Raw genomic sequence first — 17,515 nt, 5'->3', positions numbered from 1 at the left:
GCGGCCTGAATCAACAGTTGTTTGACTGATGATTGTCCTGATCAGATCAGTTCTGGATGGAGTGGATCTCCCTTGAAGGGCCCTTCCACCGCTGAGCTGATCCAGCCTCCATAGAAACCTCCCGGCTGAGCAGTCACCTCTTCACCGTTGAGCCAACAGCCATCCATCAATCCTGGATACAGGGCGAACCAACCTGCAATGGATTGGAAGGACTTCGTGGGAGAGGAGTATCGCCAGACAGCACGGTGAATACGTTGCTCTCCAACCGTGACGTCGAAATAATCAGCAACACCCTTCCACTCACAAAAGCTCCGTCCAGCAGCGGGAATCAACAGCTTTTGGTTGGTGCCGGCAGGTGGAAGGTAATACGTCGGTGGATGAAAAGTCTCCAACACTCGCATGCATCCAACGCCATCGAAGAGAACGTCTCCGCCGACCCGTACCAAAACATGATCAGGGCTGACCTCAAGCCGAGGAGGTCGGGGGTAGTCAGCAACTTTCTCAGCTGTCATTCAATCGTTCTTGTCTGCGGAGATGATGGCGTTGTTTCGGTGTGATCGGAGCTATGGCATCTGTTGATCCACGTCAGCCGGTGGTGATTCTCGGTGGTTTTCTGATTACCGAAGAGGCCTATCAACCGATGGCTGATTGGCTGATGGAGCAGGGTGTTCAGGATGCTCAGGTCGTTCCAGTCAGCCGCTATGACTGGCTTCTGACGAGTTGGGGGTTTGGCTGGCGGCGAGTGCTGGATCGAGTTGATGCGCTGGTGAAGGAGCTTCAGCACAAGTCGCCCTCCGGATGTGTGTCGTTGATTGGCCATAGCTCCGGAGGGGTGATGCTCAGGCTTTATCTCAGCGATCAACCGTTCCAAGGTCGTACCTATGGCGGAGCAGCCCGGTGTGATCGGCTGATCAGCCTGGGTAGTCCTCATCAAGCGGTACGTGCCACTCCTCTCAGGGCCATGGTGGATCGATGCTGTCCCGGATGTCATGAGCCTGGCGTCGACTACGTGGCGATCGCCGGTGAGCTCAACCTGGAGAGTCCGATTGCTTCTGTCTTTAGTCGCCGTAGTGCCAAAGGCAGCTATCGCGGTATTTCCGGATCTGTCGATGTCAGGGGTGATGGCCTGGTGCCGGTGAACTCCGCCTTGCTTTCTGGTGCTCGTCATCTCGTCCAGTCCGACACGGCCCATGGTGGACTGTTTGGCACTACCACGTATTTCTCTCCTGCAAGGCTCGCGGCCTGGTGGCGGTTTGCTGCGCAGTGAAATCACGGCAGTTTCTCGGGCTTTGGTTTGGGCTGCCGGCCGTCAATTCTCCAGTAACCAAACCAGTCCGGCTTCAGTTCCGCCTGAGGTCTGTTTGGGTCCGCTTTCAGATGGATTTGCCAATCTTCGACATTGAAAATGGGTAGGCAGTCATCAACCGTGTCCAAGCGATCGAGGGTGTGCAGATCATCTTTATGGACCTTTAAGGCACTGCCTAGCCAACGCCGACGAGCACGTGCCTTGGCCGCTTGCTTGTTGGGAGCCACAACAAGGCCGAACTGGTGCAACTCCTGAAGTGAATCTCGGTCGTAACCACCGAGGTTGATGAACCACAGTTGATCGTTCATTGCTGTTGAAGACGCCTGCTGTTGCTGTGTGCAGTCCACTCGCCGCTGGATCAGCTCAATGGCGTAGCCATCAACATGTTCAATGGCTTTGTAACTGTCGATGTGAAGGCCACTCTGCAGCCCAAACCACTGTTCCCTCAGGGTCGGGATCGTGTTTTCAATGCTTGTTCCCACCACCCAGCGCACATCATGCAATTCAATGTGGCTGGTCGCGGTACGTCCGCCTAAAACGACGAGAAACAGTGTTGGGGTTGCGTTCATCGCTTCATGCTGATGCTTTCAGTCATGCTTTTGAAATCAGCAACTGGCCGTTTGTCATGATTGCCTCCCTTCCGCTGATGTCACTGATTCTGGTCGTAGGCCTGGCAGGCCTCGGCTGGTGGCTAGCTCAGGTGAACAGCCTGGCTCGCAAGCTCGGGTCAACCATGGTGATCCTGATGCTTGGTCTGCTGCTGGCCAACGTGACCACCTGGACTCCGGATCCATCCGCGGTGTCGTGGGTGAACGGACCGTTGACCTCTTTCGCCATTGCAGAACTGTTGCTTGCGGTGGAACTCCGCAGCGTGATTCCTGATGCCCGTCGCTTGTTGCTGCCTTTTCTCACAGCTGTAGCCGGAACACTGGTGGCTGTTGTGCTGGTTGGGTTGCTGCTATCGGGATGGCTTGGGCAGTCTTGGATGTCTCTGGCAGGTCTCTTGAGTGCCACGTTCACCGGCGGCAGTCTGAACTTCGTTTCTGTTGCCAGAAGTCTTGAGATCTCTCCTTCTCTACTGCTGATTGCCACGGCGGCGGATCACGTTGCATTCACCGCATGGTTTCTCATCAGCTTGCTGATCGGCCGGGGGCGTCGGCAGTACAGAGAGACAGAACCCCCGGTGGTGAACAGTTCCGCTTCAACCCCCATCAACGCTGTTGCGTTGCCTTCATTTCAAGTGCTGATGGTCGGTCTTCTCTGGGGGGGAGGAGTTTTATTGATTTCCGAACGTCTGGCCGGTTTGTTGAGTTTGCTGGGGGCTGATGTCCCATCAATTCTTGTGCTTACAACAGTGGCATTGATTGCCGCACAGTTACCCCGAGCAGATTCTCGCAGTGCTTGCTATGCGCTCGGCCTGGTCTTGATTCAACCCTTTTTCGCTGTCATCGGACTGAGTTCGAGTCTGGGTGCGCTCTTTGGTGACGGCCTGCCTGTATTGCTTTACGCCGGCCTGGTGGTTTTCATTCAGGCCATTGTTGTGCTCCAGGCACGCCGCTGGTTCCGCTGGCCGATGGCTGAATGTCTGGTTGCTTCTCAGGCTGCAGTGGGCGGGCCAAGCACTGCTCTGGCTCTGGCGGGAAGCCTTGAGCGCCCCAATCTCGTTTTGCCTTCAGTGGCAATCGGGCTGCTGGGATACTTGCTTGGCACCTACCTCGGCCTGGCTGTGTCGACCTTGCTCAACGGGCTGATTGCCTGAGACTTGATCAATTTTCACCTCATGGTCTTAGAGTCCGTCGACTCATCGAGCTTTGATGGCCTGGGAATACACACAGCTTCGCTTTGTTCCCCGTGGCAAGAGCTGGACTGGAGAAATTGAAGAGCTCTGGCTGGACGACAAGCCCCTGATCTCCAGAAATCATCCGCAGCAGGTGAGCCTGGTGGAGCTGATGAATGAACTCGGTGCCCAAGGCTGGGAACTGGTGACCTATGCCCAACCGTTCACGGGCTATCACGGTGGCTGCTACACCTTCAAACGCCAGCGCTGAAGCTTGTTCAGGTGTTTGCCAGTCGCTGCACGACGTTCAGTAGAGACCTAATTGACGTCATACCTCTCCATGGCCAATTGATGCAAGATCGATAGCTCGGCCAAAGCATCCAATTTTTGCTGGGCTTGAGTCAGCATCGCTCTCCCATGCGGAGCACAGGCTTCGATCAAGGCAGCTCCCTCTGAGGCTTCGGCCTTGATGCGTTCAATACAAAGCTCGAGTTGCAAGTTCAGAGGTTTGTTTTGATCATTGTGTTGATAGGCCGGTCCAGCAAGAACTGACATGAGTTTCAAAATGGCTCGGCGGGTTTCTGCTGAGCTGACTGTCATGGCAACCAATGTCTTGTGTCTATTCTGACGCAACCAGAGCGCGGATTGCATCTGCATCAGATTGAGGTCCTTTCTGACTTGCTCATCCAGTCAGGCATAACCTGTTTGTGTTTCTGATTGGAAAGATATTCTTGTGAAAGGCAATCATAGCTTCTTTAACTGTGATGAATGACATTACTCTTGCTTGAGCCTTAAGCTTAAAATAGAGCTGTTAGAGCAACGACCGCATGCAGATCCGAGACTTCAATAAACAGATTGCTTTGTTTGTCACAGAGAAAGTCGGCACAATGACCTGTGCTTACTTCTTTGCTTTGATAGCACTTATTTCATTGCCAGAAGCCCTGTCATCGGAAGACCCTTTAGAAATCGTGTCGTGGATCGCCGAGACATTCCTGCAGTTGGTCTTGCTTTCAATCATTATTGTTGGCCAGAATATTCAAGGTGATATTGCTGAGCAGCAGGCTCAGACTGACCGAGAGACGCTGGCGGCTATCAAAAAGTTGGCTGAGGAGATCCATGTTGTCGCTACGCGATCACAGCCAACCTGATCGGATTTTTGATCGTTCAATATGATTCATCTCTAAAGCCCAATTGGTTTTCAATAAGGGATAGAGGTTTGGCTCTCAAATAGTGATTGTGTGCCTAGTCTAAATAAAGGATAGTTTATTGACTGATGTCTCCTGAATCTCAAGTCATTGATTCCAAGCAACCGAATCAATGTGATCCAACATCCAAGAAATTTGCTTTTGGCATTGCACCAATGGGAGTCGTCGCCATTGGTATTGTCCCCATGGGTGTGGTTTGCATCGGTGTAGTGCCGATGGGACTTGTCGGCATAGGGCTGGTCTCGATGGGTGCGGTTACGGCGTCTGTTGTTGGTATGGGGCTGCTTTCGATCGGCTTCAATACGATGGCGGTCTGGACAGCAGGCCCACTGAGTATGGGTTTTGTTAATTTAAGTGGATCGAAGCAACAAATTCCACATGTGCATCATTCACATCCGCATCCCTTAGTCAAAAACACTCAGCTTCAGAGTCAGCTGATGTATTCAGACAAAACAATGGCACAACTCGCAGCTCAGAGATTGGGCTGTAATCGTGTTCATCAAGTTGATGGATACTGGAAACCATGCGATCAGAGGGAAAATCCAGAAGTCAAGTAAGGAAAATTTTACAACTTCTTCTCATAGCCAAAGACTAAAACATTCTCTCTTCAAAACCTTAAGCAGCCTCTTTCAGTGCTTTCGACATGTTGATTTTGCCCACATTTATCAATGCTCCGAAAAGAAGATCGTGAGTTCAAGTCTACAATCCTAGACAGATGATGGCTTGTATCAATTAACAATTGAATTGTGCAATGACATTGTCTGATTGATCAAGTACGCGTACAGATCGATTGAGCTGGGTGCTAAGAGATTTTGCCCAGCTAATTGCCCCCTCCATCTCAATCGCTGATCCATGATGATGCCATTCCCGGAATGGATTTAACTCTTCGACTCGGTACGTTTGCAGATTTGTCATCCTGAAGACTCAGGTTTATCTATGAGCCTATGATTTTGACTTATTGTATCAGTTAAGTTTCTAATTGAAATATGATTTTATTGATTGAATCGATGCTTAGTTAAGCAAACCACTGGCTGATAACAAGTGGACTTCCATTGACCAGCCAAAAAGGAAAGACAGAACAACTGAAAAGACGAGGTAAAAATATTGGTTGCTCAGAGGAAAATAGGGTGCTTTGCGTCTGCTCACATTGCTTTAATTGCAGGTGTAACGATAAGAGCAATCGACTTGGATTGCGGTATTAAGATTGTCAAAACTGTTGTGAGCCTGAAACTCATTTGTGACGAAGATCAAATGTTACAAGCCTCTGAAGTTGGCTTGATTGTTGCAATATTGGCTTCGTGATCGAACATTTGAGAGTAAGTATGCCGAATTCATGAAAATTGTACCCGAGCTATTAGCGTCAATTGGATTGTTCCAGTCCAATTCGCTTTGTTGTAGTGATTTGATCACTTGATGCTCATAACGGATGATCAAACGGGTGTGGGTGATCAGGAAGGCTGACTTTGTAGAGAGTGTCTTCAATTGGTTTCCACTGAACAAGATGAAGAGGATTGATTTTATGTTTGTCGAGACAATCCCAGACGTCGTTTCCAGGCAATGTTGCTTCTGACCAGTGATCCCCTTGGCTGATCATTTGCTCTCTGACATAGTCTTTCCACTGACCCCAGTTGATTTGAGGATAATTTTCGATGAACTCATCAAGAATCACGATGTGAAAATCCATTGCTAACTCCTTCAATTCATCAGTGTGTTACAGCAAAGATCATACGCATTGATCGATCTGACGGAAGATTCTGAGGATCTCAACGACAGGGCCGTTGAGATCGATCTCTATGCAGAGTTTCGAGGATCAAATCATTCCCGCCTTAAGCCGGCACTTGATGCTCTGACGCAGCGTTGCTCCTCTGATTCGTTCATTGCTCTGTATACGCTGTGATGATGGTGCTTTCGATGATATGTCCAGCTCCTCGGATCATCTCTTTGTTCTCTTCAAAGATCTTTTGTGCGACCCCAATGGGTGCTTGTTGAATGGCACAGACCTTCGATGGGTCATCTTTGGAAACTCCTCTAAACAGTGATTTGATTCCCACTGATGCGTGCATTTGGGTGACATCATCACTGTCATAGATTTTGGCCCACTCCGAGAACGGAACGCTGAGGTTGAAAGTCCAAACGGTGGTTTCCATTCTTCAGGGTGTTTTTGATTTCTGATTGTTGCACTATCTCTCTGATTTGTTCAGCTATTAATGTGACAGTTTCATTGCTTTTCGGTTGTTCGCCCGGCACAGTTCAAAATCTTTGCATCCTCTCTTTTTATTTTTCTTTATGCTATTCGGCGTCGCGTTAGCTTTGACAGCTTGGATTGTTGTTTTTGACTCATTCCCGAATGGTCTTCACCTCTTGCAGTCATGGTCGTCATTCACCTGATGGCCTCTTTTTTTATCTGGTCTGTTGTCTTTGTGATTAAGTAAACCAGATAGCTTTTGGTTGCTATTCATTTTTCTGACTATTGTGAAAGTCTTGAGCTCATGATGATGCCATGCCGTTAGTTGACAAAAATGATTTCAGCCCCCTTGGTGTTATCGGCTTATCTTTGCTGGCCTGTCTGTCTGCAATTGCTGTTTCCAAACCTGTATCAGCTGGTTATTTTTGTAGTGCTTACGGTCCCGAAGCTCCAAAACCATGGTGCGGAGGCACTCACAATCCTGAGACAGAATTAAGCTGTTCGCCTTTCAATTATCGCCCGTGGACAACCAATAACAACCTTAAGCTTCAAAATAATGGCAGTGACCCTACGTATTGCACACAGAGTAATGTTGTTAATCAATTAGCTGGTGGTCCGTTTAATACAACACGTGCTTGGATGTATTTCAAGGATGATCAAGGGTCTCGCGATAATAACTACTGGGTGTTTCATGGTTGCGATGGAGCCGGTATTATGCCTGATTGCAAGGGAGATATTTTTTATGTAGAGAGAATATTTGAAAGATCTGAAGATCAATCAACTGTTTGGTGCCAAGGTACTGAAGGACTTCCGAACATCACTCTTGGCCAAGTCCCTCAACATGCTCATGAGAATGGCGCTGGGCGACGACAATGTCAGTTTAAGCATCCAGGAACAGGAACGGTTTATAAGAATTATGAGGCAGGTGTCTGGGGTTGGAATCTAACCACCATTCGGGATGACATGGTGGGTTCGGCGGCTGCAAAATTGCAGGGAAGAGAATGGGGCAAAGGTGTGAAAGGCCTTGTGCAAGGTATTACTACTCCCTTTAACGGGCAGCCTGCAATTGTGATGGTGACTTTTCCGTGGGTCTGCACGGGAGCCAATAGTAATGAAGATCAGACAGGTCTTTTCACCAATCCTCGTACGCCAGGTGCCAAGTGTTATTGGGATAATGAGCCTCTCACTGACGGTCAAGGACAAAATGGTTATCCACCCCAGATTCAGGTGTATTGGATGCAGTTAGGCAATGATTCCGGCAAAGAGTATCTAACAGTTTACGGCTATTATTTAGACAACAATGGTGGTCCAAATATCAAGCGCATGAACAATGGGCAGTCCTGGAGGCTGTATGCGTGTCATGGTGAATGTCCTTGGTGAATTGACAATCATCAATGCATTTTGCTTTGTGTGATTTAGAAGTTTAAATCATTTAATTCTGTTATAATGTCTGACCATTGGGACGACTTTTTCACTGTTTACTGTTCCTGACTAAGAGCTGCCTCTTGCATTCGCTTGATGCGTTCCAGTACAGACTCATTGCTCATTCGATTGTTAAGTCTTTCCACCAGCAGTGGAAAGGCGAGAGGTGTCGGTCGAGGCGTTGGACAGTGCAGTGTTTCTCCACGTTGCATTCTTTTCAGTGCACTGCGTAAACGTGGCAGTTCAAGTTGCTCCTGCAGCACTTCTTGTTGCGCTTGTCGCAGGAGAAGATTGCCTGGTTCATGCTTGTTAAAGACCTCCCACAGCAGTGAACCGCTGATCTGCAGCTGCCCTGCGCTTTTGTTCTTGCCTGGGAATCCCTGTACAAGAAGCCCGGCAACCTGGGCGATGCTTCGAAACCGTCGTCGACAGAGTTCGGAGAGATTGAGAGCCTGCTCAAGATCAGTTTCCAGATTGCCGTCATCGAGCAGATCATCCAGATGCTCCTCCAGCAGGTCATCCATGGGGTACCCCTTTGGCGCCAGCAGTTCAAATCCGTAGTCGTTGACTGACACCGTGATCGTTCCGCGATGCTGCCTTGTGAGTCGTGTTGCCCAGAGGAATCCCAGACCCTCATGCACAAAGCGACCCTCAAAGGGGTATGCATACAGATGCATTCCTTCCCGTGTTCGGCAGGTTTCAATCAGCAGCTGTTGACTCGATGGCAAGGTCGACAGATCCATTTGACGTTCAAACAACGGTTCCAGTGCTTGGAGCTCCGCGTTGTCCAGTTCTCCACGGCCTGCGCGTGCCACTTCTTCCCGCAGGTGATGGGTCAACAGATCCGATAGCGACATCTGACCTCCAGCCCAGGCTGGAACCGCAGTGCTTTTTCGGGTTGTTGTTTTGACGTAGGCCGTCATGTCGCGAAGCCTCACGAATTCCAGTTGGCGTCCTGCAAAAAAGAACACATCCTTCGGCTTGAGCTGGCTGATGAAGGTTTCTTCCACGTGTCCCAGCACTGACCCCCGCACGAAGCGCACTCGGATCGATGGAGCTGATGTGATCGTGCCGATGTTGAGCCGATGCAGTCTGGCGATTGCGTTATCGCGAACCACAAAACGTCCGTCATCTGTGGTGTCCAGTTTTCTGTAGCGGGGATAGGCACCGAGGCAATCACCTCCATGCTCAAGAAAGCGCAAGCACCAATCCCATCCCTCTTGTTCGAGCGTTCTGTATGTGCTCGTGCTGCGAATGGCCTCGAGAGTTTCAGCAGGCCTGAACCCTGGCCCGCAAGCCAGTGTCGTGAGGTGTTGCAGCAACACGTCGAGAGGTTGGTTGGGTGGGCGTCGTTCTTCGACCATTCCGTTTTCCAAGCCTCGGCGAACGGCACTCAGTTCCAGGAGTTCCAGGGCATTGGTCGGCATGAACAGCACCTTGGAGGTTCCGCCTGGCAGGTGTGCTGAGCGCCCTGCGCGTTGCAGCAGCCGCGCCAGATTTTTCGGCGATCCGATCTGAACAACGCGCTCCACAGGTTGAAAGTCCACTCCAAGATCAAGCGAGCTGGTGCAGACCACCCAGAGCATCGCCCCCGCTTTGACAGCAGCCTCGATGGCTTCCCTTTCACCGCGATCAAGAGCGCTGTGATGCAGTGCTAGTGAGCCCTCCATTTCTGGGCAGGCGTAGCGCAGGCACTGAAACCAGCGTTCAGCCTGATTGCGTGTGTTGGTGAACAGCAGGGTGCTGGTGGAGGGCTCGAGCTGCCCGATGAGATCTTCGTATCGCCTTAGCCCGAGGTGACCACCCCAGGGGAATCCATCAATACTGTCGGGAAGGATGCTTTTGACATCGAGTCCTCGCTTGGGAGCTCCAGTGATCAGACACGGCTCACATCTCTCGCCAAGGGCATGCCGAGCAGATTCCTCAAGATTTCCGATCGTGGCGCTGATCGCCCATGTCTGCAGTTGAGGACGCTGCTGGCGTAACCAGCTGAGAGCCAGCTCCGCCTGGATGCCGCGTTTGCTTCCGATCAGCTCATGCCATTCATCAAGAACGACTGTCTCGAGCGTCTTGAACAGTGCTTCGCAATGGCGGCTTGCCAGTAGAACGCACAATGATTCCGGCGTGGTGATCAGAATTTCAGGTGGCGTTCTGGTCTGTCGGCTGCGTTCGGCTGTGGGGGTGTCTCCGTTGCGGATCCCGACCCGCAGGGGCCAGCCCATCGCCTCAATCGGTTGCTGTAGTGCGACTGCCAAGTCACGACCCAACGCTCTGAGTGGCGTGATGTAGAGCAGACGGATCCCTGCTTGCTCATTGGCTGACGCCAGCATCTGCGCGATTGGCCCCATCACCGCGGCGTACGTTTTTCCTGAACCGGTGGGGACCTGGATCAGACCACTCAATCCCTGCAGGTGTGCTTCCCATGTCCGCCTCTGGAATGGAAGTGGAGACCATCCCTGATGTTCAAACCAGTCGAGGATCGGCGAGAGAATCAGCTGCGGATCAGCGTCGTGCTCAGGGCGACCGCGATGGTTGTGAGACGTCCGCTTCATGATGACTGCGTTCGCTTCATCACTTGATCGCAGAGCGTTCGCGCATCTTCGAGGGTGTTGGCGCTGTCAGCCGTGCGGTCACTTCGCCATCGCAGAATCCTGGGAAAACGAACGGCGAGGCCACACTTGTGTCGCTTTGAGGCCTGGATCCCTTCAAAGCCGATTTCGAAGACCAGTTCAGGCTCCACAGATCGTGTTGGACCGAATCGTTCCCGGGTGTGACTGCGAATCCATCGATCCAGTTCGAGGATCTCGGCGTCGTTCAAACCGGAATAGGCCTTGGCGAATGTCACCAACTGAGGTTTGCTTGTTGGCTCAGACAGTTGCTCCCAGAGTGCGAAGGTGTAATCAGTGAACAGGTTGGCGCGACGTCCGCGGCCTGCCTGTGCATAGATCAGCACCGCATCCAGGGTCATCGGATCACGTTTGTGTTTCCACCAGTGTCCGCGTTTGCGCCCGCTCAGATAGGGCGATTGCAATTGTTTGAGCATCACCCCTTCGGCACCCTGCTCCACGGCCTCCTGGCGGAGTCGATCCAGCTGGTCCCAATGCTCAAGCTGTTGTCCACTGCTGAGTCGGCAACGCCACCCCGTCGAACCGGCGTCCATCCGTTCTTGAAGATCGGCGAGTTGTTCGAGCCTTTGCTGCAGTGGGGCTGATCGCAGATCCTGTCCCTTGCGTTCCAGCAGGTCATAGGCAACGAAACTCACAGGACACTCAAGCCGCAGCTTGCGGCCGACACTCTTCCGGCCGAGTCGTCGCTGCAGATCGCTAAAGGGTCTTGGCTGTTGCTCAGATTCCGCCCAGCAGATCACCTCGCCATCAATCACCGTATCGGCCGGTATCGCTGACGCCATCTCGATCAGTTCTGGGAATTGTTCGTTGATCAGTTCTTCACCACGACTCCACAGGTATGTTCCGCTTTCGCGTTGAATCAGCTGTCCGCGGATGCCATCCCATTTATGTTCCACCCACCACTCGGAGGGGGCGGTGTCTTCGATTGTCTCCGGTTTGAGTGGACTGGCGAGAAAAAAGGGGTAAGGAACGGGCCCTCTGTTGCCGCGTTCTTCACTGGCGACAGCCGTCAATCCTCGAAACCAGCGCTCAGAAGCATCTGCTGGCGCCATCAGACGCTCGAGAACCAAGGCCTCCTCCAGGTTGAATCCTGTCGCGATCGCTTTCACGACAAGTCCGCGGGCAACACCAATACGAAAGCCACCCGTCAACAGTTTGTTGAACAGGAACAAGCGGTCGTTGGGCAGGGATTCCCAGATCGCGAGCACAGTGTTGCTCTGCTCCTCAGCTTCCATCGCCGCCACGGCCGGCAACAGTTGTTCCATCCACCAGTGCATCGGCGGTGAATGAGCGAGTTGATTGATCCAGATCGACACACCAGGGTTGTGGATGCCGCCGCCAATGTCGCTTTTGAGTTGTGGCCAGAGCAGTGAGAGAGTTTCTGCTGAATCTCCGACATGACTCTGACAATCGTCGAACAGCCAGTCAGGCATAGCGCTCGCCTGCTGAAGGATTTCGCGCAGCCGGCGTCCGGTGATCAATCTTTTTCGCCGTTCACCCATCAGCAGCAACACTGTCCAGGCCGCGTCGTGGGCATCGGCTTGCTGGAGGTGCCCTGCGATCAGATCAATCTTGCGATTCGTTCCTGTGCTCTGATCCAGCTCTTCGATCAGAGCTGCGAAAGCATCCATAGCGAAAGAAGCTCAGGCTCTTGATTTAGTAATTCCAGCGATTGTCTTCAGCGGGGCCCGTCACCTGCACATTGCAACCGTTGATTCCTGCCGAAGCACTGTTGAACGCTTTGACGTAACGGGTCGCTGAGCCGGAATCGCCTGCTTCTCCCAGGGCCTGCTGCAAACGGGCTAAATCACTGCCGACCTGATCCCTTGTGAGCACACCGCTGGCAAGACCAGCGCAGATGGCCCCTGCAGCAGCAGCACCGTCAGCAGGGAACACCACGGTGTTGATCTGCTCAATGGTGATCGTGGTTTGCTGGGCGAGTGCCGTTCCTGCAGTCGCAGCGATCAAAACCATGAGGCCGGTCAAGGTAGAGCTGCGGGTCGCCATGGGGACACGAACGGTGCGTGAAGAGGCTTGAGGTTAGTTCAGTTGAGCTGATCAAGGGGTTTGGCATCGAGTCCATGTCGCTCGCGCAGAAAGCGTGCCAACACATCGCTCTGGCCATGGGTGACGTAAACGGTTGCGGCCCCGCTCTCAAGCACCGTCTGGATCAATCCCTGCCAGTCGGCATGGTCGCTGAGAATGAAACCTCGCTCATAGCCACGCCGCCGCCTGGCTCCCCGCACGGCCATCCAGCCTGAGGCAAAAGCTGTTTGCGGTGACCGGAATCGTCGCATCCAGGCAGAACGATGAGCTGACGGTGGTGCCAGGACCAGCCGCCCCTCCAGTGAATCCTTTCGTGGCAACTCGCTGACAGGCCTGCTTGCCGTCATGGCTATCCCGGCTTCGCGGTAGTGGCGCGTGACGGTTTCGACAGCTCCATGCAACAGCACTTCCTCTTCAACACCGATGGCGTTCAGCTCCGCCAACAGTCGTTGAGCCTTGCCGAACGAGTAACAGAACAACAGCGAGGGCCGCTCTCGGTCTGCATGCCACCAGTCTCGGATCTCTGTTGCTACCCGTTTCCCCGTATCCCATGCATAAATCGGCAACCCGAATGTGGCTTCGGTGATGAGCACGTCGCAAGGCACCACCTCAAAGGGTTCGCAGCTTGGATCAGGGCAGCGTTTGTAATCACCGGTCACCACCCAGACCTGATCCTCAACCATCAATCGAATCTGAGCTGACCCCAAGACGTGACCAGCGCTATGGAATGACAAACAGGCCTGATTGAGCCAGAACTCTTGGCGATAAGGCATGGAATGCAGAGTGATGTCTCGGCCAAGGCGTTGTCGAAGCACACCTTCGCTGACATCCACAGCCCAGTACTCACCGCATCCAGGTCTGGCGTGATCGGCATGGGCGTGAGTGATCAGGGCTCTCGACACGGGCCGTGAGGGATCGATCCAGGCGTCTGCTGCTCTGCAGTACAGACCGCTGTCGGTTCGCTCGAGAACGTTCATCCTTGAACTCTGGCAAGCCTGAGCTGCTGCCGTGCTTCAGGCTTGTGTGCCCATTACTTGCTCATCTCGAGCATGCGTCGGATCGGCGCTTCTGCCTTAGAGCGAATCGACTCCTCCATGGTGATCTGGGGCGACAGTGTCTCAAGACAGTCGCGGAGTTTTTCCAGGCTGTTCATGCGCATGTAAGGACAGGCATTACAGCTACAGCCATCGAGGCCGGGAACATCCAGCAACGTCTTCTCGGGAACCCGCTGCTTCATCTGATGCAGGATCCCAGGCTCTGTGAGAACGATGAACGTGTTGGAGTCACTGGTTTGGGAGTGAACCAGCAGCTTGCTAGTGGATCCGATGAAATCGGCAAGATCCAGGAGATTTTCCTGGCATTCCGGATGGGCGATCACCTCAGCGTCCGGATGATCCAGTTTCAGCTTGAGCAGTGCTTCCTCACTGAAGGTTTCATGCACAAAACAGCGTCCAGGCCAAAGCGTCAGTTCCCGTCCGCTCTGGCGTTCCACCCAACGTCCCAGATTGCGGTCGGGGGCAAAGAGCACGGGTTGTTCAACAGGCAGCTGCTTCACCAGATCCACGGCATTGCTGCTGGTGCAGATCAGATCGCTTTGAGCTTTGACGGCCGCCGTGCAATTGATGTAGCTCACCACTAGGTGATCAGGATGGTTTTGGCGAAAGTTGGCGAATTCATCGGCAGGGCAGTCGTCGGCCAGTGAGCAACCTGCCTCGATATCAGGCAGCACCACTGTTTTTTCAGGGCTGAGGATCTTGGCGGTCTCCGCCATGAAATGCACGCCGCAGAACACGATCACATCGGCATCAGTGTTGGCCGCCTTTCTCGACAGCTCGAGTGAGTCACCGATGAAATCGGCGATGTCCTGAATTTCGGGCTCCTGGTAATAGTGCGCCAGGATCACGGCATTGCGTTCCTGCCGGAGCTGGTTGATCGCCGCGACGTGTGCGGTGTCAGAGCTCATCGGGGCCATCTGGGGCAGGATGGGACCAGCCTAGAAGTCGTTCTGACATCACTCCGTGTTGCCATTGCCGGAGACCTCCATGGTGACTGGGGGACAGGGGATGTGGATCTGATTGAGCGACTGCAACCGGATGCACTCCTTTTTGTGGGAGATCTCAGTGATGGAGACCTGCGCTTGGTCAAGAGCATCACCCAGCTGGCCCTGCCTGTGGCGGTCCTGCTTGGAAATCATGACCGTGGACGTGACAGAAGCGGAGATCTGCTGCAACGGCAAATCACGATGCTGGGAGCCCGGCATTGTCCATGGCAATTGAGAGCATGGAGCCAGCCGCCGCTGGCGGTGGTTGGTGCCAGGCCTTGCAGTGCAGGAGGTGGATTTCACCTGTCTCAGGCTGTGCAAGCGGTGTTCGGGCCAATCACTGAACAACAGTCGGCCGACTGGATCATCGATGCGGCCAAGCAGGCTCCCGAGCATTGGCCTTTGATCGTGCTGGCCCATTCCGGTCCGACGGGGCTGGGCTCTGCTGCGGACAGCCTCTGCGGTCGTGATTGGAAGCAGCCCCATATCGACTGGGGCGATCGGGATCTGGCGATGGCTCTGGACGGCATGCAGCGAACGCGTCCTGCTGACCTTGTGGTGTTTGGCCACATGCACCATCAGCTCAAGGGACGACGCGGCGAACGGATCACGTTCCACCGCGATCGTCGAGGCACCTGCTTTGTGAATGCGGCATGCGTGCCCAGAGTTGGTTTAGATGAATCAGGCCAGCCGCTTCATCACCTCACCTGGGTCGAGTTCTCTGGCACTGAACCCTCTTTGGTGAGTCACCGTTGGTACCGCCCCAGTGGTGAACTGATCTATGAACAGACACTGTTGCGTCATGCCATCAAAGGGCAGGCGCCATGCTGATTTATGTCTGCGTGAGTACGCATGGCTATGGCCATGCCGCGCGTCAGGCAGCGGTTCTGATTCAGTTGCACCGACTCCAGCCGGATTGGCGGCTGGTGATCAGTTCCAGCGTGGATGAGACCTTTCTCGCTCTTGTGCTTCGCCACGTGCCGGTCAGCAGAAGAACAGTTCGCTGGGATGTGGGCATGCTTCAGGCCGATGCCTTGGGCGTGGATCAGCCAGCCACGCTTCACGCACTTCGGCAACTCGAGAATGAGCTTCCCCAGCTTGTGCGACGGGAGGTTGACTGGATTCGCGAGCAGGACAGCCAGTGTGTTGTTCTCGCTGATATTCCGCCTGCAGCAGCCCAGATCGCCCGTCAGCTTGACGCTCCCCTGATTTGGATGGGCAACTTTGGCTGGGATGAAATTTATGCGCCCCTCGGTGGTGCTTTTGTTGATTGGGCCAACAAGGCCACAACGGCTTATCAAAGCGGAGCGCTTCTGTTGCGCTGCCCGTTGTCGTTGCCCATGAACTGGTCGCTGCCGCAACTGACGCTGGGGCTTGTGTCAGCAGATCCGGAGGCGCTTCCACTCGATCTGGAGAGGCGTCTTGGCTCTGATGATCGAACCAAAGTTCTGGTGGGGTTTGGTGGACTCGGATATTCGCTTCAAAGCGACCTTTTCAAACGCTGGCCTCAACATCTGTTTCTCATGCCTGCACCTCAGGATTCCAGTCAGTTTGAGCAGCTTGATCAGGTCACGAATGTGCTGCTGTTGCCGGAAACGATCAGGTTTCTGGATGTGATGCCGTTCTGTGATCGGCTTCTGGGCAAGCCGGGATTCAGCAGTTTTTGTGAGGCGATGAGCTGCGGAGTGGCACTTCACGTGGTGGAACGCCAGGGATTTGCCGAGGCGTCTGTGCTGATGGACGGTCTGCGATCGCATGCGGAGCACAGGATTCTCAGCCGACAGTCACTGGAGTCTGGTGACTGGAAGCTGGATCAGCCTCCGGAACCTGCCACTGGTTCACCCCTGAGGGCTGGCGGCGCAGCCCAGGCCGCTGAGGCGATTCGCCTGGTCGCAATCAACACTGTTAAGCAAGGCTGATTTTTTTGATTAATTCAGCTTATCTGCGCTTCAAAGCATTTCTATCCCTGGACTTTTGAGTTTCTCCTGACAGGAGCGGCTTGCATGACGATTATCCGCCTGTCACAAACCCTCTGTAATCAGCGGCGTCGGTTCGACACAGTTTGCGCGTGTTTTCAGTACTGGATTCATTGAATCCAGTCGATCAGCTCACCAATTCACTCTTTCAGTGTCTTTGGAGGTTGATTCTGTTCCCTGACTGATTTGTATGACTTCCCTTGCTTTCACCGCCTGTCGTTGCATTCCAGGCGCTGTCGCAAGTGTTGTCTCTCTGCTCACCATTCTCCCGGCCCCTGCGGTTCGTTCCGCTCTCCCTGCTCTGGAAAGCTCCCGTTCCAGGTTGGTGATGCTTGAGGAGGATGCTGAGACTTCGGCACTCCCCTACGTCATCACTCCAGAGCGTCGCGCGATGCTCAACACCATCCGTTTCGCTGAAGGCACCTGGAAGGGGGGACATGATCTTGGCTATCGCGTCATGTTCGGTGGAGGTTTGATGCCGTCGATGGATCGCCACCCCAACCGGGTGATCTATTCCTCGCGTTATGCAAGTGCTGCTGCGGGTGCCTACCAGTTCATGCCATTCACCTGGGACATGGTCAAACGCCGTCTTGGCGTCCGAGGCTTCGGCCCGGAAGTTCAGGATCAAGGAGCCCTGTTTCTGATTCAACGTCGCAAAGCGCTAGGTCTGACTGACAACGGTGTGATGACCCCTCAGCTCGCTGCATTGTTGGCTCCTGAATGGGCATCGTTTCCCACCCTTCGAGGCAGGAGCTACTACGGACAACCGGTCAAGCGATTCGCCAATCTGCGGGGATTCTTCAACGTGAATCTGGCCCAATTGCGCAAGATTCGCGACGAGCGGCGTTCAGCTCTTTCGGTACAGAGCTCCAACCCAACCAAGGGTGATGCTCCAGATTGCCTAGGCCCAGCTTTTTCATGCAAGTAGGC

19 protein-coding genes are annotated in these 17,515 nt (G+C 53.5%); 9 read left to right on the top strand and 10 right to left on the bottom strand.

Annotated elements, in window-relative coordinates; translation table 11 throughout:
• Positions 1–41: 41 nt before the first annotated feature.
• Positions 42–512, bottom strand: coding sequence for a DUF427 domain-containing protein (locus tag AC6EI9_RS03920; RefSeq protein ID WP_498469207.1), 471 nt, complete (start codon positions 510–512; stop codon positions 42–44).
• A gap of 53 nt (positions 513–565) precedes the next feature.
• Here AC6EI9_RS03920 and AC6EI9_RS03915 point away from each other — a divergent pair, with 53 nt between their 5' ends.
• The gene (locus tag AC6EI9_RS03915; RefSeq protein WP_498469206.1) at positions 566–1,267 is read left to right on the top strand and encodes an esterase/lipase family protein; all 702 of its coding nucleotides are present in this window, start codon (positions 566–568) and stop codon (positions 1,265–1,267) included.
• Between the two features lie 2 nt (positions 1,268–1,269).
• On the opposite strand, the gene AC6EI9_RS03910 is transcribed toward AC6EI9_RS03915, so the two are convergent.
• A complete protein-coding gene (locus tag AC6EI9_RS03910) occupies positions 1,270–1,875 on the bottom strand; it encodes a DUF1543 domain-containing protein (protein ID WP_498469205.1) in 606 nt (201 codons plus the stop codon).
• A gap of 77 nt (positions 1,876–1,952) precedes the next feature.
• On the opposite strand from AC6EI9_RS03910, the gene AC6EI9_RS03905 reads away from it, so the two are divergent.
• Both AC6EI9_RS03905 and AC6EI9_RS03900 read left to right on the top strand, forming a co-directional pair.
• On the top strand, positions 1,953–3,065 hold the full coding sequence (locus AC6EI9_RS03905) for a DUF819 family protein (RefSeq protein ID WP_498469203.1): 1,113 nt from the start codon (positions 1,953–1,955) through the stop codon (positions 3,063–3,065).
• A 55-nt stretch (positions 3,066–3,120) separates the two neighbouring features.
• A complete protein-coding gene (locus AC6EI9_RS03900; RefSeq protein WP_067094872.1) occupies positions 3,121–3,354 on the top strand; it encodes a hypothetical protein in 234 nt (77 codons plus the stop codon).
• A gap of 47 nt (positions 3,355–3,401) precedes the next feature.
• On the opposite strand, the gene AC6EI9_RS03895 is transcribed toward AC6EI9_RS03900, so the two are convergent.
• Entirely contained in the window at positions 3,402–3,638 is a 237-nt protein-coding gene (locus AC6EI9_RS03895) for a hypothetical protein (RefSeq protein ID WP_498469202.1), read from the bottom strand.
• Between the two features lie 272 nt (positions 3,639–3,910).
• Here AC6EI9_RS03895 and AC6EI9_RS03890 point away from each other — a divergent pair, with 272 nt between their 5' ends.
• A complete protein-coding gene (locus tag AC6EI9_RS03890) occupies positions 3,911–4,231 on the top strand; it encodes a hypothetical protein (RefSeq protein WP_498469201.1) in 321 nt (106 codons plus the stop codon).
• A gap of 125 nt (positions 4,232–4,356) precedes the next feature.
• Complete coding sequence (locus AC6EI9_RS03885; protein WP_498469200.1) at positions 4,357–4,845, top strand: hypothetical protein; 489 nt, start codon at positions 4,357–4,359, stop codon at positions 4,843–4,845.
• Positions 4,846–5,705: 860 nt separating this feature from the next.
• Here the strand turns inward: AC6EI9_RS03885 and AC6EI9_RS03880 are convergent.
• Together AC6EI9_RS03880 and AC6EI9_RS03875 are read right to left on the bottom strand one after the other, a co-directional pair.
• A complete protein-coding gene (locus tag AC6EI9_RS03880) occupies positions 5,706–5,972 on the bottom strand; it encodes a hypothetical protein (RefSeq protein ID WP_498469199.1) in 267 nt (88 codons plus the stop codon).
• A 190-nt stretch (positions 5,973–6,162) separates the two neighbouring features.
• Entirely contained in the window at positions 6,163–6,435 is a 273-nt protein-coding gene (locus AC6EI9_RS03875) for a DUF3764 family protein (RefSeq protein WP_498469198.1), read from the bottom strand.
• 353 nt (positions 6,436–6,788) lie between these two features.
• Here AC6EI9_RS03875 and AC6EI9_RS03870 point away from each other — a divergent pair, with 353 nt between their 5' ends.
• Complete coding sequence (locus tag AC6EI9_RS03870; RefSeq protein ID WP_498469197.1) at positions 6,789–7,853, top strand: hypothetical protein; 1,065 nt, start codon at positions 6,789–6,791, stop codon at positions 7,851–7,853.
• Positions 7,854–7,951: 98 nt separating this feature from the next.
• Here AC6EI9_RS03870 and AC6EI9_RS03865 read toward each other — a convergent pair whose 3' ends face one another.
• The 5 genes from AC6EI9_RS03865 to nadA form a co-directional block, all read right to left on the bottom strand.
• The gene (locus AC6EI9_RS03865; RefSeq protein WP_498469195.1) at positions 7,952–10,447 is read right to left on the bottom strand and encodes a ligase-associated DNA damage response DEXH box helicase; all 2,496 of its coding nucleotides are present in this window, start codon (positions 10,445–10,447) and stop codon (positions 7,952–7,954) included.
• Positions 10,444–12,153, bottom strand: coding sequence for an ATP-dependent DNA ligase (locus tag AC6EI9_RS03860; protein ID WP_498469194.1), 1,710 nt, complete (start codon positions 12,151–12,153; stop codon positions 10,444–10,446). The genes AC6EI9_RS03865 and AC6EI9_RS03860 overlap by 4 nt, the downstream gene beginning before the upstream one ends.
• 25 nt (positions 12,154–12,178) lie before the next feature.
• A complete protein-coding gene (locus AC6EI9_RS03855; protein ID WP_498469193.1) occupies positions 12,179–12,496 on the bottom strand; it encodes a DNA ligase in 318 nt (105 codons plus the stop codon).
• 71 nt (positions 12,497–12,567) lie between these two features.
• Positions 12,568–13,545, bottom strand: a complete 978-nt coding sequence (locus AC6EI9_RS03850; RefSeq protein WP_498469192.1) for a ligase-associated DNA damage response exonuclease — start codon at positions 13,543–13,545, stop codon at positions 12,568–12,570.
• Between the two features lie 53 nt (positions 13,546–13,598).
• The gene (nadA, locus tag AC6EI9_RS03845) at positions 13,599–14,531 is read right to left on the bottom strand and encodes a quinolinate synthase NadA (protein ID WP_498469191.1); all 933 of its coding nucleotides are present in this window, start codon (positions 14,529–14,531) and stop codon (positions 13,599–13,601) included.
• A gap of 111 nt (positions 14,532–14,642) precedes the next feature.
• Between nadA and AC6EI9_RS03840 the strand changes: the two genes are divergently transcribed.
• From AC6EI9_RS03840 to AC6EI9_RS03830, 3 genes are all read left to right on the top strand, one after another.
• Complete coding sequence (locus AC6EI9_RS03840) at positions 14,643–15,440, top strand: TIGR04168 family protein (protein WP_498469906.1); 798 nt, start codon at positions 14,643–14,645, stop codon at positions 15,438–15,440.
• On the top strand, positions 15,434–16,528 hold the full coding sequence (locus AC6EI9_RS03835) for a hypothetical protein (protein WP_498469190.1): 1,095 nt from the start codon (positions 15,434–15,436) through the stop codon (positions 16,526–16,528). The genes AC6EI9_RS03840 and AC6EI9_RS03835 overlap by 7 nt, the downstream gene beginning before the upstream one ends.
• Positions 16,529–16,775: 247 nt before the next feature.
• Positions 16,776–17,513, top strand: coding sequence for a glycoside hydrolase family 24 protein (locus AC6EI9_RS03830; RefSeq protein ID WP_498469189.1), 738 nt, complete (start codon positions 16,776–16,778; stop codon positions 17,511–17,513).
• Positions 17,514–17,515 lie beyond the last annotated feature (2 nt).

This window comes from Synechococcus sp. MIT2312, assembly GCF_059772315.1.
This window is presented reverse-complemented; position numbering and strand designations above follow the sequence as displayed.